The following is a 14,289-nucleotide window of genomic DNA, read 5'->3' as shown; positions in this document are numbered from 1 at the left end:
AATGTCTCAACTGCAAAGAATTGCGATCGCACCCTCCCAATTCCAACAAGGGCAAATTTTGCTCACCAAAGAACAGCAACATTATTTGGGGCGGGTGTTGCGCTTGCATGAAGGCGATCGCTTTATTGCAATGGATGGTAAAGGAAAATGGTGGTTAGCGCAGCTCGCAGGGGAACAAGCAGAGGTTTTAGAACCACTGACAGTAGAAACAGAATTACCTGTATCGATTACGCTGATGGTGGCGTTGCCTAAAGGTAATGGATTTGATGAAGTGGTACGGTGTTGTACTGAGTTGGGAGTAGCTTGTATTGCACCAGTATTGAGCGATCGCACTTTGCTTCATCCTAGTCCTCAAAAGCTCGAACGCTGGCGGCGCATCGCCACAGAAGCCGCCGAGCAATCAGAGCGCTCTTTTGTGCCGACAATTTTAGAGCCTGTTGCTTTTAGTACGGGTTTGTCATTAGTTATTAGTCATTTGTCATTTGCAAACAGCCAGCAATATATATGTGTGGCGCGTGGTGAGTTTCCCCATTTAAAAGATTGCTTACAGCACAAAGGACAAATGACAAATGACAAAGGACAAGAAACAATTATCATTGCTACTGGCCCAGAGGGAGGATGGACAACACAAGAAATTGAGAATGCGAAGTCATCTGGATTTCAACCTGTTTCCCTTGGTCGGCGCATCCTGAGAGCAGTTACAGCCCCAGTAGTAGCATTATCCTTAATTACCGCAAATTGTGAAGTATAAATGATTTATAGCTCACGCAAAATGACTTTGGCGTGAGATACTCCTTCAGTGTGCATTTAAAGTAATGATTGAGCAAGTTGCGATCGCCTTTGACCATAAAGACTATCAAAGAGCTGCTAAATTACTCAAACAGCTGCAAAAAGAATCGCCCGAAAATCCTTGGGTACAATATTATCTCGGTCGGCTACATGAAGTATCTGAAAAGCGTCAAGATGCAGAAAAAATTTATCGACAACTACTGCGAGATACAACGAATACCAAAATATTGACGCTTGCACGTCAAGGTTTGCAACGGCTACAAGAAATGGAGCTAGAAGAAAGACAAAGAGCCATTTCCCAAGCAATAGCCCAACCAAATAACACCGAATTTGGCGTACTAATCTTGGAGCCACTCAGTACCGAACTTAAAACAGAAGCATCTCGAAAATTTGCCCAGATTATGCAGCTAGATCCCTACACTGCACGGCTGCTACTACCAAGTCGTGGCTGGAGGTTGTACCGCACTGGAAAAGTGGGAGAATTAAAATTTTATGGCGAACAGCTACAGCAGGCTGGTATTCCCTGCTTTTGGGCAACAATAGCTCAAATTCAGCAAATTCAAGTTTATCAAGTCAAATATTTCCAAGAATCTACTCCACAAGCTACTATTGTTTGCTGCAACGAGGCAAATCAACTCGGAACTCTGACCTTTGACTGGTCAGAAATCACAGCAAGAGTAGTGGGACTCTTGCCCATTTTTGAGGAAGTAGTAGACCTCGACGTACGCGGTAAACTGGAACGGAAAACTCAAATACAAGACTATGCCCAGTTTTGTGATTTACACCTACTTGGTAGACGTTGCATTCTTCGACTTGATGATAACGGCTATGAATTCCAGCAAGGTTTAGAAATCATTCCCCAAGGTAGCCAAAATACAATCAGAATTCATTGGAATAGTTTATCGAATTGGATTGATCAGCAACTACCTCAAGTCAAAATTTGGTCAGATTTCACGTCCTTTGCAGATACAACATTAGATCAAACAGAAATGCTGGGTCATATCAAGTCTCACATTCATTTGTTTCGTAGGGAACAGACTAATTGGGACTCAGCTTTTCATTTATATAGTGGACTGGTGTTGGTTAAATAATTCATAGACAAGTATAAAATGACGCGCTTTATACATGACAAATTCGCCAAGGACTATCTGGAAGAATTACTAAAAGATTACGGAGAAGTCAAGCCATCATAAAAAGTTTCAGGAGAGATTAAAGAAATAGATGTTTTGTTTACTCCTTCTAAACAGCAAAGCTCTAATTTACAAGTGCTAGGATTGCTAGGAAGATTTGCTGAATATCCTGCGATAATAGAACCATTTCGCAATCCAGCTTCTACCGATGAAATATGCGACTGTATTCTAAAATTATTAGAAATAAAGGCTCTCATGCGACGAGAAGCTAAAGCAAATAAAAGCAAACTTCAGGACTCAGAAATTCCCAAATTGTGGGTTCTTACACCTACCGTATCTGAAGCTAGATTGTCTAGCTTTGGAACTATCCAAAAAGAAGGTTGGTTATCGGGAGTACATTTTCTGCCAGATGCCTTGCGGACAGCAATTGTGGCGATACACCAACTACCGCAAACACAGGAGACTTTGTGGTTGAGGCTTTTGGGACGGGGAAGTGTGCAATCACAAGCGATTGTCGAGTTGCAAGCGTTACCATTAAATTATCCATACCAAAAGGCAACACTCGAATTAGTTTATAATCTGCGCGAAAACTTGAGAGTAAATCAAGAATTAGAAGAAGATGATCGGGAGTTAATTATGCGACTAGAACCACTTTATCAAAGAGACAGAGAACAAGCTGTACAGTCAGGAGAACAGCGTTTAGTTCTACGCCTACTCAATCGCCGTATTGGGGAAATTAATGCATCATTACTCGAGCGAATTAAAGGATTATCGATTGAAGAACTAGAGAATCTAGGAGAAGCATTATTAGACTTTTCTAGTATTGGTGATTTAGAAACTTGGTTAAACAAACAATAAGATAAATCATCAGTAGATTAATTATTTTATAGCAATCCGATTGGATTTTTGAAAAAATTTAAATATGGTTAGTCTCGGTTTATATTCCACACAAAGGAAGCTATCAAATCTATGAAGACAGTAAGTGATAAAAATCAGCAGTTAGGGGGTTTGTACGTCCAATCCCCTGAAGGACAGCAGCTAGTTTTTCCGCTCAAGCATACGGAAGTTATAGCAAAAATTGCAGGGAATCTGTCACGAGTTGAGGTGATCCAAAGCTTTGAAAATCCCTTCACGCAGCCTTTAGAAGCAGTGTATATCTTTCCGTTACCCGATGAGGCGGCGGTGGATGACATGGAAATCAAAATAGGCGATCGCATTATCAAAGGTAATATTAAAAAACGTGAAGAGGCTGTAGCCATTTACGAAAAGGCAAAACAAGAAGGACGCACTGCTGGACTTCTAGAACAGCAACGAGACAACATCTTTACCCAATCTCTGGCTAACATCAAACCTGGTGAACAAATTGATGTCACAATTCGTTACACCGAAAGTTTAAAATTTGAGGCGGGAAACTACGAATTTGTTTTTCCGATGGTGGTGGGGCCAAGATATATTCCAGGAACGCGGATAGATGATACCGGTGATACAGACCAAGTTCCTGACGCTTCTTGCATTACACCGCCTGTAGTCCCAGAGGGAACCCGAACCCGTCACAATATTAATGTCACAGTAGAAATTGATGCAGGTTTAGCAATTTCTGAAGTGCGTTCTCCTTCACATCAATTAAAAATTGAACACTCAGGTCAAATTGTGCGGATTCAATTAGCCGGAGAAGATACAATTCCTAACAAAGATTTAATTCTCCGCTATCAAGTTTCTGGTAATGAAACTCAATCCACAGTATTAACTCAAGCCGACGATCGCGGCGGACACTTTACAATTTATCTGATTCCAGCTTTGGAATATTCCACTGATCAAATTGTCCCCAAAGATGTCGTATTTTTGGTGGATACTTCCGGTTCCCAATCTGGCGATCCCTTATGGAAGTGTCAAGAATTGATGCGGCGATTTATCAATGGGTTGAATCCCCACGATACTTTCACAATTATCGATTTTTCCGATAGAGTCAGACAGTTGTCGCCAACACCTCTGCCGAATACACCAGAAAATCGTGCCAAAGCGATCGCTTACATTAACAATTTACAAGCTGCTGGCAGCACAGAAATGCTCAGTGGCATTCGTAGAGCCATAAATTTCCCCACACCAGCCGGAAGATTACGGAGTGTTGTACTCCTAACTGATGGATACATCGGCAACGAAAATGAGATTTTAGCAGAAGTACAACAGCACTTACAACCAGGAAATCGCCTTTACAGTTTCGGTGCTGGTAGTTCAGTTAACCGTTTTTTACTGAATCGTATCGCCGAAATTGGCCGGGGAATATCCCAAATTATTCGTCATGATGAACCGACAGAAGAAGTTGCCGAAAAGTTTTACAGGCAAATCAACAATCCCGTACTTACAAATATTCAAATCTCTTGGCATGGTGACACAGAATCGCCTGTTATTTACCCAGCCATAGCGCCTGATTTATTCAGCGAACAACCATTAGTGTTATTTGGTCGTAAACAGGATAGAGCTAGCGGGAATCTTCAAATCTCCGGCATTGCTGCGGGCGGTAAGCACTACGAAAAAACGTTTAACCTCATATTTGAGGAAACAGGAAATATTGCTGTAGCGCAGTTATGGGGACGTGCTTGCATTAAAGATTTGATGAATCAAATGGTGAGTTTTGAAACTAAAGCTGGTGTAGAAGCAGTTACAGAAACCGCCTTAACTTATCAACTGCTTTCTCAATACACCGCTTTTGTAGCTGTCAGCGATGACGTGCGGGTTGAACCAGGAAGCGAATATGTGTCTATGCAAGTGCCAGTAGAAATGCCTGAAGCAGTTAGTTACCTTGGTGGTGTTCTTGCTGGTGGTTTTGCACCTAAAATATCAACCTTAAAGGCAGCAGCACCAGCTTCAGCAGAAGTTCCAGATTTTCTCCGGCAAAAGCGATCGCCACAATCTCCAGTAGCCAAAGAAGTCGATGTCTCTTTGAGCTTTAATAGCTTTGATTCCCAGGACATGGAACTAGATGAAATATCAGACGCAGCCATCAACCATCAGTTAGAAGTAATCAGCGTCACCGGCTTAGATGAAACACAAATTTCTGACCTAACCCAACACCTTCAACAACTAAACTTGCCTTCCGGCTTCAGTGGTGAAATCGTCTTTGAGTTCAGCGTTAATAAAGGTCGGGTAGAACGGGTAGTTTTGGATGAAAAAGCCTCGACCTTAAAAGATGCAGTTGTAGTGGAGAAAATTAAGCGATCGCTCCTACTTTGGAGAGTTCCTCCATCTACAACTGGCAAAGTTATCTTAACCTTGCATATTCACGTTTAATCTCTAGATATCGTGAATTTACGTCCTCTATCAATTGTTAGGGGTTTTAATCTGACGTGCCATCTCTAAGTAAGCACTCATATTCGCTCCTGGACGACGACGACCATTAGAGCTAGTAGTCGAAGGAGCAAGATATTTTGGCGCAAAGGTGGTTTCAGTTGGCTGCTCTTTGAGTACTTTGGCTGCTGCGGCTTTTGCATTTTTGCCCGGTTCAATTTTAAGACCCTCAGCAGTTTGGACTAGCGTAACATCGGCTGGTTTAGGGTTTTTAGCTGATTTTCCATTAGCCTTAGCTGCGGCGGTTTTTGTTCCGTTCAATGAATCTGGCTTGGATGAAGCTGGTGCTTCTGATGCAATTGTTGCCGTTACTTTTTTAGCATTCGATGCAACTGTCTCTGCTACTTTCTTCGCGTTCGATGCTACCTCTTTAGCAGCATCTTTGACAGAATCTTTGGCTTCGTCCAGTTCTAAGAAGTAGCCGTTGCTTTTCTTCTTGCCTGGTAACAGTCCGGTAATCAAACCCAGAATACCGCCAAGAAAACCCTGAAGACCCGAAATTAACTTTTTGATAAAATCCATTACAATTACTCCTGCCTTTTACCTTTTTTAGAACTCGACCGTAATTGTTAAAAATTACGACAAAATGTTACATTTTTTGCTTGGCATCACGTCGTGATAGTGACAACGCTTATAGGCTTGTGCTTAATCAACATTGTAGTAAAACTATAGGGCAAATGTTTTCTTGCAGACACTTGCAACCTGTACACACCGAGAATTAATTATTAAATTTTACTGTAGCTAAGAGCAAGATTCCGAAAGCAAGCTTGACAAAAATTAACATTTCTTTGTTTGGTAAATATCTAATTGAAGTGAAGCAAGCAGTTAACTTTCAACCAGTGGGAGGAGTGTCATAGCCTGTTGGTAGGTAGCAATGCTACTCAGTTACATTTTTTACAGACTTAATTCAGCCGGATTTTGTAAATGAACACTAAAAATCAGCAGCGCAATCCTGTGTTATTAGTACACGGTCTTGACGACACAGAGGCAGTTTTTCATAAAATGAGGGTATATCTCATACAAAAGGGTTGGTCTGTATATAGCTTGGATCTGGTTCCTAATAATGGTGATGTGGGTCTTGATGAGTTGGCAAAACAATTAGACGATTATGTTACAGCAACCTTTGCATCAGAGCAACGCCTAGATTTAGTAGGCTTCAGCATGGGAGGAATTGTCAGCCGTTACTATGTCCAGCGACTGGGAGGAATTAACCGCGTACAGAGGTTTATCACCATCTCTTCGCCCCATAATGGAACTGTAGTTGCTTATGGTTCCTGGCGTCCTGGTTGTGTACAAATGCGCCCCGACAGCATTTTTCTCAAGGATTTAAATTCTGATGCTGTAGTATTGGGGCAGCTAGATTTTACATCTATCTGGACACCTTATGATTTGATGATTGTCCCAGCGAATAGTTCACAAATGTCCGTAGGACGCGAAGTAATAGTACCAGTTCCTCTACACCCTTGGATGCTGACAGACTCCAGGAGTTTAGCAGTAGTGAAAATAGTTTTAGAGCGTATTAAGCTTAAGCTACCCTTCCTTAATAAAGTATCCAGTCAGTAGCCAGGATGCTTGCCACGCCTGATTTATTCATCTTTAAATTATGAATTCCGAATTACGAATTAGGAATTTATTAAGTCTTATCCCCAATTTGCGTATGTTCGTAACTCCCGAAAATCGCCTCTGGGTGACAATAATACTTGAACTCCATTAGGTTATAAAAGGGATCTTCTAAAAAGAAAGTGCGATGCTCAAGAGGAGAACCAACAAAGCGATTTTTGGTTCCTTCCCGAAAAAGTAGCTGTTGTTGTTCTGCCCTTTCTAGTAAGTCTTGCCAATCACGTTCTTGGATAAAAATTAGCCCAAAGTGTCTGGGATAGATTGTGTTTTGCGGTATCAATGGTTCTTTGGTAACGTGAGCCACTAATTGATGACCGTAGAGATTGAGAATCAGGGCGTAGCGGTTTTCACGACCAGGAATGCAGCCCAAGCCATCCACGTAATATGCTTTTGTTTGGGCAATGTCAGTCACAGGGAAAGCAAGATGGAATAAAGTTTGGCTCATAGCTTGTGTGGAAAAGGCTAGGGGTTGATGCTATCTATAATTTATGCTGTTAAGTCTTGATTGTGGTCAACTTGAACACAGTTTTAATTGACATTAACTTATATCCTTTATTCTGATGACTAAGATTGGGGACTGAGTAACACTTCATCTTTAGGTTTGCATGGGCAGACGCTTAGAAACGTAGATTTAATAACTTAACGCGGTGTGCAACTTTATCTCAAACCTAACCCCCAGCCCCTTCCCTACTAGGGAAGGGGAGCAAGACTTAAAGCCTCTCGACCCTTCGGGGAGAGGAATGGAAGCGGGGTTCCAAGAATAAGTTGCACATCGCGTAACTTACAACTTTATTAGAGTGCTTTGGATGCGTTAGGTACTCGAAGAATCCACCCAACTAAACAGAAGTTTTGCATTTTGTTTAATCCACGTTCTTTAGTCAATATTGCAGTGTATATCTAAGATATTATTTGTGGTCTTGCACTCAGCTTTCAAGTCTACGCCTACGCTATTCAGTTAATAATACAAACATATTACTTTAGCTGGGGAGGTATCAGAGATTAAGCACTAAGCATGACAAATTCGTTATTCTGTTGATGTTTAGACAAAATTACTCATGATTAGCTGATGTCATCCTTAATTAATTCTGTAAATCCCTGGTTGGTGGCAGTAGGATTAAACACAATTCTATTGGGTTTAGCTTGGATTGCTCCGAAAAAGCTGCTTACCCCTGCTGGATTATTCCACGCCTGGTTTCTGTCCATCCTAATTTGGGTAACTCTAGGCTGGCAAGGATATGCAATAGTAATGTTCTATTTTCTGGTTGGTTCTGGCGTTACCCGCATCGGTATGGCGCAGAAGGAGGCAGAAGGAATTGCCGAAAAGCGTTCTGGGGCAAGAGGCCCAGAAAATGTTTGGGGTTCGGCTTTGACTGGGGCGCTGTGTGCCTTGGGCGTAGGGTTGATCAATTCGGGATTTATTGTACTTAGTCCTCAATTTCTAGCAACTAATCCCCAGTCCTTATTGTTGTTAGGCTATGTAGCGAGTTTCACTACCAAGCTGGCTGACACCACTGCCAGCGAAGTTGGTAAAGCTTATGGTAAAAGCACCTTTCTAATTACCACACTCCAACCAGTGCCTCGCGGTACAGAAGGAGCGATAAGTTTGGAAGGTACTTTAGCTGGGATCGTGGCTTCTGTAGTGATCGCATTTGTTGGCTGGGGAGTTGGTTTAATTGATCTATTGGGAGTAGCTTGGTGTGTGCTGGCAGCATTTATTGCCACCAACTTAGAAAGTGTGATTGGGGCAACACTGCAATCTAAGTATAGTTGGCTGACCAATGAAGTCGTAAATATTTTCAATACATTAATCGGTGCGATCGCGGCTGTGCTACTTGCCTGGACATGGATAAGTATTATTAAGTAAACCTGTGAGCATAAACAATTACTGATTAAGGTCGTGTATGGGACGATTTTTCTACGTCAGTTCCGACAACTTTGGTAACAAAAGCAAGGCAGTAGCTCGACTTTTAGTAACTGGCGTAGAAAACGGGCAAGAAACAATACTTACATATACTTTGGTTTATTTTTGCCTATCTACCTACCTGATTATTTCTCTGAATCCATAAAGATTTGGTTACATAACTTGCTTTGCCTGACAACTGAATATTTTCAATCCTGTTTTGTCGCCGCTAGACCGTAAAACTAATCATGGCAAATTATTTTATTTCCTAGTTACAGCAGATTTCAATGAAGGTGAAGTACACAACGATTCGTTTCAAAGCCTGTTTGACTTCTGAATTCTTGTTTATATAATTTTTCGACAATTTAGATGTAATTAGTTCATGGAATCTTTATCGTATTTATCCATCAATCACCAGATGATTTCTATATGATTTAATTTAAAAGTTCTATAGATGTTTAATCATTTTCACATAAAAAGTTTATGGAATCTTTATCATTTTTGACAATCAATGACCAAATAATTTCTATTGAGGAAGCAGTAAAGTATCTGCAAGCCTCTGGAAAATTAGGACAGTTCATTGGAGATATTCTCCGCCAGTACGTAATTGAGGAAGAAATCAAAAGCCGAGAAGATATTGAGATTGGTACAGCAATAACTGAACAGGCAATAATTGACTTTAGGCTGAAAAATCAACTGACTGATCCCCAAACTTTTCAAGAATGGTTAAAGACCAATAACACAGATTACGCTAGCTTTTACACATCGGTGAGTTTTGGTTACAAGTTAGAAAAGCTGAAAGCTGTAGTGACCCAAGCAAAACTTCAAGAATATTTTATGGAACGCAAAATTTTTTTGGATCGGTTAGTACTGTGCCGAATTGTTGTTGATAATCGAGAATTGGCAGACGAACTCCGAACCCAAATTGAAGAAGGAGGTAGTTTTGAGCAGCTAGCTAAAGAGTATTCACTTTCAGACGACCGAATTGTGAACGGCATGATGGGAATCATCAGCCGAGGCAGTATGCCAGATATATTACGGGCAGCTATTGATGTGGCGAGTCCTGGAGAATTGGTAGGACCAATAGAAATCGTTGGCAAAGACTCTCCCCAAGGAGAAGGTCCTTATGGTTTGTTTCGAGTAGAACAATTTCTCCCCGCGTCTTTAGAAGATACTCAATTAAAGCAAGCACTACAAAATGAGTTGTTTGAGAAATGGCTAGCAGAGAAAATTCAAAAACTGACAGTCAAATTACAAGTGAGTTAAAAATTCTGGATAATGAATCTTTACGATTAAAAGTGCTAGCTTCTTTGCCTTGGAATCAGCCACCGCTATGTTGGCTGACTCCCGAACAACAATCCAAGTTGCAAAATGAGTCCCAAACCCGTCAGTATCGTCTTGGAGAAAAAATCTGGTCAAATGATGTTGGCGGCTACCAATTCTTAATTGTGATTGGGAAAGTTCGCTTACGAGAAGAAGGGGTTAGCAAACCAATAGCCGCCCTAGAAGTGGGGGATTGGTTTGGTGACTTACAAAAGGTGTCTGCGGATTTTAAAGCTGTAGCTGCTAGTAAAGAAGTAATAGTAGTGTGTTGGGATACTGCGGTGTGGGCAGAATTTTCTCACCCACAAATTCAGGAGTTCTGGCAAGTGTTACCAGTAGGCATGGAGGGAGAAAAGGAAACATTTTCCTTCTCTGGCACTCCTTTACTACCGCCAGCTTCCGTGGGGACTTCTAGCCCCCACAGCCTCCAACCCCAAAGAGGACTCCCAGCCGCCAATCTCATCGTCTCAAATTATCCGTTTGTTGCCAGTTGGAACAGCGCTGCTGCTTGTTTAACAATGGTGGCGCAACAATTAGAAAATTCTGTGCAACTGGAATGGGTGCAGCGTCAACTCAGAGGACAACGCCCAAAACAGGTTGTGGAAGCAGCAGAAAAGTTAGGGTTAGTGTTGCGGCGGTTACAAGTGAGTTGGGGTGAGTTGCGACAGCTGTCATTTCCAGCTTTATTGTTGTGGAATTCTGACTCACCCCAGAGTCCATCTTGGGTGGTGGCCTATGGAGTTAAGGGCGATCGCCTAATTATCGCTAACCCTCTAAATCCCGATCGCCTTTGTGAAAGCTTACCGCAGTCGATAGTTGATGCATCCTGGGATGGACAATTGTGGCAAGTAGAACTGATATCCCAGCAAGAAAAATTTAACCTCAGTTGGTTCACCCCAGCAGTTTTGAAGTATAAGGGATTGCTAACAGAAGTATTGTTAGCATCTTTTACCTTGCAGCTTTTGGGGTTAACAACACCGCTAATTACCCAAGTCGTCATTGATAAAGTGATGGTGCAGGGGAGTTTGCCGACTCTCGATGTGATGGCGATCGCACTTTTGTGTGTAGCGATATTTGAATCCATACTCGGCATTCTGCGCCTATTCATCTTTACCCATACAGCCCGTCGTCTGGATTTGAGTTTATCAGCACAGCTATTTCGTCATCTGATGCGTCTGCCTTTGGCTTATTTTGAGTCGCGGCGCGTCGGAGACACAATAGCACGAGTCCAAGAACTCGAACAAATTCGTCAGTTTCTCACAGGTACAGCATTAACTGTGATTCTAGATAGCATCTTTGCTGTGGTGTACCTGGCATTGATGTTTTACTATAATATCCCACTCACCTTTGTCGCCTTAGCAGTACTGCCGCTATTTGCTACATTGACAATAGTTGCAACCCCAATTCTGCGTAACTGGCTCAACGAAACCTTTAACCGGAGTGCCGATAGTCAATCGTTTCTAGTGGAGACAATCACTGGGATTCACTCCGTTAAAGCCCATGCAGCAGAACCAGTAGCCCGCGATCGCTGGGAAGGCTTATTTGCTCGCTTCATTCGCACAGGTTTTAAAGCCTCTACTACCTCCAATATCAGCAGCAACATTGGTGACTTTCTTACCAATTTGTCCACCATGCTGATTCTCTGGTTTGGCGCCAAGTTAGTCATCGATCAAAAGCTCACAATCGGACAGCTAGTTGCGTTTCAAATGCTGTCTGGTAGAGTCACAGGCCCACTTTTGCGTTTAGTACAGTTGTGGCAAAACCTCCAACAAGTGCTACTTTCTGTAGATCGCATTGGTGATATTCTTAACGTCCCCCCAGAAGCTGAACTGGGAACTGGCCTAGTTTTACCACCTCTGAAAGGACAAGTCACCTTCGAGCAAGTATTTTTCCGCTACCGTCCCAACTTTGAAGCAATTCTGCGGGGAATCTCTTTCAATGCCGAACCAGGGCAATTTGTTGGCATTGTCGGACGTAGCGGTTCTGGTAAAAGTACCCTGTCTAAGCTATTGCAACGCCTCTATCAAATTGAATCAGGACGCATCCTGATTGATGGTTTTGATATTAAAAGTGCCGATTTAGCTTCACTGCGGCAACAAATTAGTGTAGTACTTCAAGAAGACTTTTTATTCAACGGTTCCATTTTGGAAAATATCACTCTCGGTACTCCCGACATTACCGCAGAGCAAGTAGTAGAGGCGGCAAGATTAGCAGTAGCCCACGACTTCATCAGTCAATTACCCTACGGTTACGAAACCAATGTTGGTGAACGTGGTACGGCTTTATCTGGCGGACAGAGACAACGTATTGCCCTAGCAAGGCTATTTCTTTCTCAAGCGCCAATTTTAGTTTTGGATGAAGCTACCAGCGCTTTGGATAGTGAAACTGAACAACAAGTACTGCAAAACCTGCAAAAAGTTTCCGCTAATCGTACCGTGTTCTTGATTGCTCACCGCTTTGCTCCCCTCAAACGTGCTGATTTGATTTTGGTATTGGAGCAAGGTGTGATTGCCGAACGTGGTACTCATTCAGAGTTGTTGCAACAAAAGGGTTTGTATTGGTCACTATATCAACGGCAGCAAGCAAATATTTAGTAGATTTAACTAGCTTTTAGGTTGTGTCTACTTGATGGATAGTCTTTGGCGAATGGAGTTATGCTTCATTCGCCATTTGATTTGGTTGCAAACTTATGATCTAACAGGATGATAAATATTAGACATCTCCAGAAATTAAATATGCGTTAACCAGAACCCTTGTAGAGACGTAGCACTGCTACGTCAAAACAATTCTTTTTCACTCCTATGTTTATTGCGATCGCAATGTTTTGGAATCAGGTATTTGTCGTCTTTGTCTTGCACCACCAGAAAAGGAACTAGTACCGCTATGCAAAAATCAAAAGGCTTTTATTTTGCGCTTTCTGGCTCTTGTGAATGGTAGCTTTATTTCCGCCGTGATCTACTGTGAATAATAATTATTTTTAACGTCAGGATTCAGGTTGTTAAAGGCGTAATTGACTCAGGTCGCTAATAAACCGCCATCCACAACCAAAGACTGTCCCGTTATGTAAGCAGCTGCGTCAGAACACAGGAACAATACTGTAGACGCAATTTCTTCTGAACTGCCCATGCGTCCCATTGGAACAGAATTTGCTAGTTGTTGTGTGGCAGCATCGGCATCTTCTCCTGAGTTAGCTGCTAAACGCTCAATCATAGCAGTAGTAATGAAGCCAGGATTGACGGCATTAATCCGAATGCCCTGTTTAGCATAATCCAGCGCCGCAGATTTGGTTAAGCCCATGACAGCATGTTTACTAGCATGGTACGGAGCAAGACCCGGAAAAGCTATCAGTCCGGCGATGGATGAGGTATTGACGATTACGCCACTTCCCTGTTGAAGCATTTGAATGATTTCGTACTTCATTGAGAGAAACACGCCGCGAACGTTGATTGCCATCAGTTGATCAAATTTATCAAGCGGTTGCTCGTGCAGTGGAGTTATCGATGAATCAATTCCTGCATTGTTAAAAGCGTAATCGAGTCTTCCATAAGTCTCAATTGTCTTTTGAATAGTTCCCTTAATATCCTCTTCCTGCGAGACATCGGCTCTCAAAAAAGTTGCTTCTCCCCCTGTTTGTTTAATAACGTCAACGACCTTTTGTCCTTCTTCCTCTCGGCGACCTGTGAAGACTACCTTTGCACCTTCGTTAGCAAAGGCGATCGCAGTAGCCTGACCAATGCCTGAAGTCCCACCTGTTACAAGTGACACTTTGCCATCAAATTTACCTGCCATAATTTCCTCTCATTAAAATTTTATAGTATTAGGTTGAGCTAACAACTGATACTCTCCCATCATGTTACTTCTGTCAACTACCACCGACCTGAATTATTACTTTTTAACGTATAAAAATAGGTGCGTTAACGGAGTCTAACGCACACTACTGCTGTGACACATCTAAACTCGACTTTATCCAAAATTAAGAACTCGGTTTTCTTTATGAGGCAAAACCCCTGGGTTTTTGGCAAATACTTTTTCTACCTCATAAATTATCGATAAATATCAAAAAGTAAAACCGCCATCATACAAAGGTTTCAGCTTACAGCACTTCCGTCTGTTATGAGGTACACTAGATGAAAATATAAATACTTTTAAATGAAGTCATATTCTGTCGAACTTCGAGAAAAA

10 protein-coding genes and 1 pseudogene are annotated in these 14,289 nt (G+C 42.0%); 8 read left to right on the top strand and 3 right to left on the bottom strand.

Going from position 1 to position 14,289, the window contains the following annotated elements; all coding sequences use genetic code 11:
• Position 1 precedes the first annotated feature (1 nt).
• The 4 genes and pseudogenes from V7K31_RS06585 to V7K31_RS06570 all read left to right on the top strand — a co-directional run bounded on the left by V7K31_RS06585 (position 2) and on the right by V7K31_RS06570 (position 5,207).
• Complete coding sequence (locus tag V7K31_RS06585) at positions 2-751, top strand: 16S rRNA (uracil(1498)-N(3))-methyltransferase (RefSeq protein ID WP_335093294.1); 750 nt, start codon at positions 2-4, stop codon at positions 749-751.
• A gap of 64 nt (positions 752-815) precedes the next feature.
• On the top strand, positions 816-1,880 hold the full coding sequence (locus tag V7K31_RS06580; RefSeq protein ID WP_335093293.1) for a tetratricopeptide repeat protein: 1,065 nt from the start codon (positions 816-818) through the stop codon (positions 1,878-1,880).
• 18 nt (positions 1,881-1,898) lie between these two features.
• Positions 1,899-2,777, top strand: a pseudogene (locus tag V7K31_RS06575) (DUF4351 domain-containing protein).
• Positions 2,778-2,888: 111 nt separating this feature from the next.
• On the top strand, positions 2,889-5,207 hold the full coding sequence (locus V7K31_RS06570) for an after-VIT domain-containing protein (RefSeq protein ID WP_335093291.1): 2,319 nt from the start codon (positions 2,889-2,891) through the stop codon (positions 5,205-5,207).
• 30 nt (positions 5,208-5,237) lie between these two features.
• Here V7K31_RS06570 and V7K31_RS06565 read toward each other — a convergent pair whose 3' ends face one another.
• Positions 5,238-5,786: a hypothetical protein gene (locus V7K31_RS06565; protein ID WP_335093289.1), complete on the bottom strand. Its 549-nt coding sequence runs from the start codon at positions 5,784-5,786 to the stop codon at positions 5,238-5,240.
• A 402-nt stretch (positions 5,787-6,188) separates the two neighbouring features.
• Here V7K31_RS06565 and V7K31_RS06560 point away from each other — a divergent pair, with 402 nt between their 5' ends.
• The gene (locus V7K31_RS06560; protein ID WP_335093288.1) at positions 6,189-6,827 is read left to right on the top strand and encodes an esterase/lipase family protein; all 639 of its coding nucleotides are present in this window, start codon (positions 6,189-6,191) and stop codon (positions 6,825-6,827) included.
• Positions 6,828-6,897: 70 nt separating this feature from the next.
• Here the strand turns inward: V7K31_RS06560 and V7K31_RS06555 are convergent, their stop codons facing one another.
• On the bottom strand, positions 6,898-7,329 hold the full coding sequence (locus tag V7K31_RS06555) for a VOC family protein (RefSeq protein ID WP_335093287.1): 432 nt from the start codon (positions 7,327-7,329) through the stop codon (positions 6,898-6,900).
• 621 nt (positions 7,330-7,950) lie between these two features.
• On the opposite strand from V7K31_RS06555, the gene V7K31_RS06550 reads away from it, so the two are divergent.
• The 3 genes from V7K31_RS06550 (at position 7,951) to V7K31_RS06540 (ending at position 12,701) form a co-directional block, all read left to right on the top strand.
• Positions 7,951-8,748, top strand: coding sequence for a TIGR00297 family protein (locus V7K31_RS06550; protein ID WP_335093286.1), 798 nt, complete (start codon positions 7,951-7,953; stop codon positions 8,746-8,748).
• A gap of 519 nt (positions 8,749-9,267) precedes the next feature.
• A complete protein-coding gene (locus tag V7K31_RS06545) occupies positions 9,268-10,050 on the top strand; it encodes a peptidylprolyl isomerase (RefSeq protein WP_335093285.1) in 783 nt (260 codons plus the stop codon).
• Positions 9,999-12,701, top strand: a complete 2,703-nt coding sequence (locus tag V7K31_RS06540; protein ID WP_335093284.1) for a peptidase domain-containing ABC transporter — start codon at positions 9,999-10,001, stop codon at positions 12,699-12,701. Before V7K31_RS06545 ends, V7K31_RS06540 begins: the two co-directional genes overlap by 52 nt.
• A gap of 421 nt (positions 12,702-13,122) precedes the next feature.
• Here the strand turns inward: V7K31_RS06540 and V7K31_RS06535 are convergent, their stop codons facing one another.
• Positions 13,123-13,896: an SDR family oxidoreductase gene (locus V7K31_RS06535; protein ID WP_335093282.1), complete on the bottom strand. Its 774-nt coding sequence runs from the start codon at positions 13,894-13,896 to the stop codon at positions 13,123-13,125.
• Between the last annotated feature and the right edge of the window lie 393 nt (positions 13,897-14,289).

The sequence above is a fragment of the Nostoc sp. genome (assembly GCF_036917675.1).
GTDB lineage: Bacteria > Cyanobacteriota > Cyanobacteriia > Cyanobacteriales > Nostocaceae > Nostoc.
The sequence above is the reverse complement of the archived record's forward strand: the minus strand, read 5'-3'. Positions and strand labels throughout refer to the sequence as shown.

What these genes read in the sequence shown, in the direction of transcription:
- V7K31_RS06585 (WP_335093294.1), top strand. Translation starts at nt 2, where the DNA reads ATGTCTCAACTGCAAAGAATTGCGATCGCACCCTCCCAATTCCAACAA.
- V7K31_RS06580 (WP_335093293.1), top strand. Translation starts at nt 816, where the DNA reads ATGATTGAGCAAGTTGCGATCGCCTTTGACCATAAAGACTATCAAAGA.
- V7K31_RS06570 (WP_335093291.1), top strand. Translation starts at nt 2,889, where the DNA reads ATGAAGACAGTAAGTGATAAAAATCAGCAGTTAGGGGGTTTGTACGTC.
- V7K31_RS06565 (WP_335093289.1), bottom strand. Translation starts at nt 5,786, where the DNA reads ATGGATTTTATCAAAAAGTTAATTTCGGGTCTTCAGGGTTTTCTTGGC.
- V7K31_RS06560 (WP_335093288.1), top strand. Translation starts at nt 6,189, where the DNA reads ATGAACACTAAAAATCAGCAGCGCAATCCTGTGTTATTAGTACACGGT.
- V7K31_RS06555 (WP_335093287.1), bottom strand. Translation starts at nt 7,329, where the DNA reads ATGAGCCAAACTTTATTCCATCTTGCTTTCCCTGTGACTGACATTGCC.
- V7K31_RS06550 (WP_335093286.1), top strand. Translation starts at nt 7,951, where the DNA reads ATGTCATCCTTAATTAATTCTGTAAATCCCTGGTTGGTGGCAGTAGGA.
- V7K31_RS06545 (WP_335093285.1), top strand. Translation starts at nt 9,268, where the DNA reads ATGGAATCTTTATCATTTTTGACAATCAATGACCAAATAATTTCTATT.
- V7K31_RS06540 (WP_335093284.1), top strand. Translation starts at nt 9,999, where the DNA reads ATGGCTAGCAGAGAAAATTCAAAAACTGACAGTCAAATTACAAGTGAG.
- V7K31_RS06535 (WP_335093282.1), bottom strand. Translation starts at nt 13,896, where the DNA reads ATGGCAGGTAAATTTGATGGCAAAGTGTCACTTGTAACAGGTGGGACT.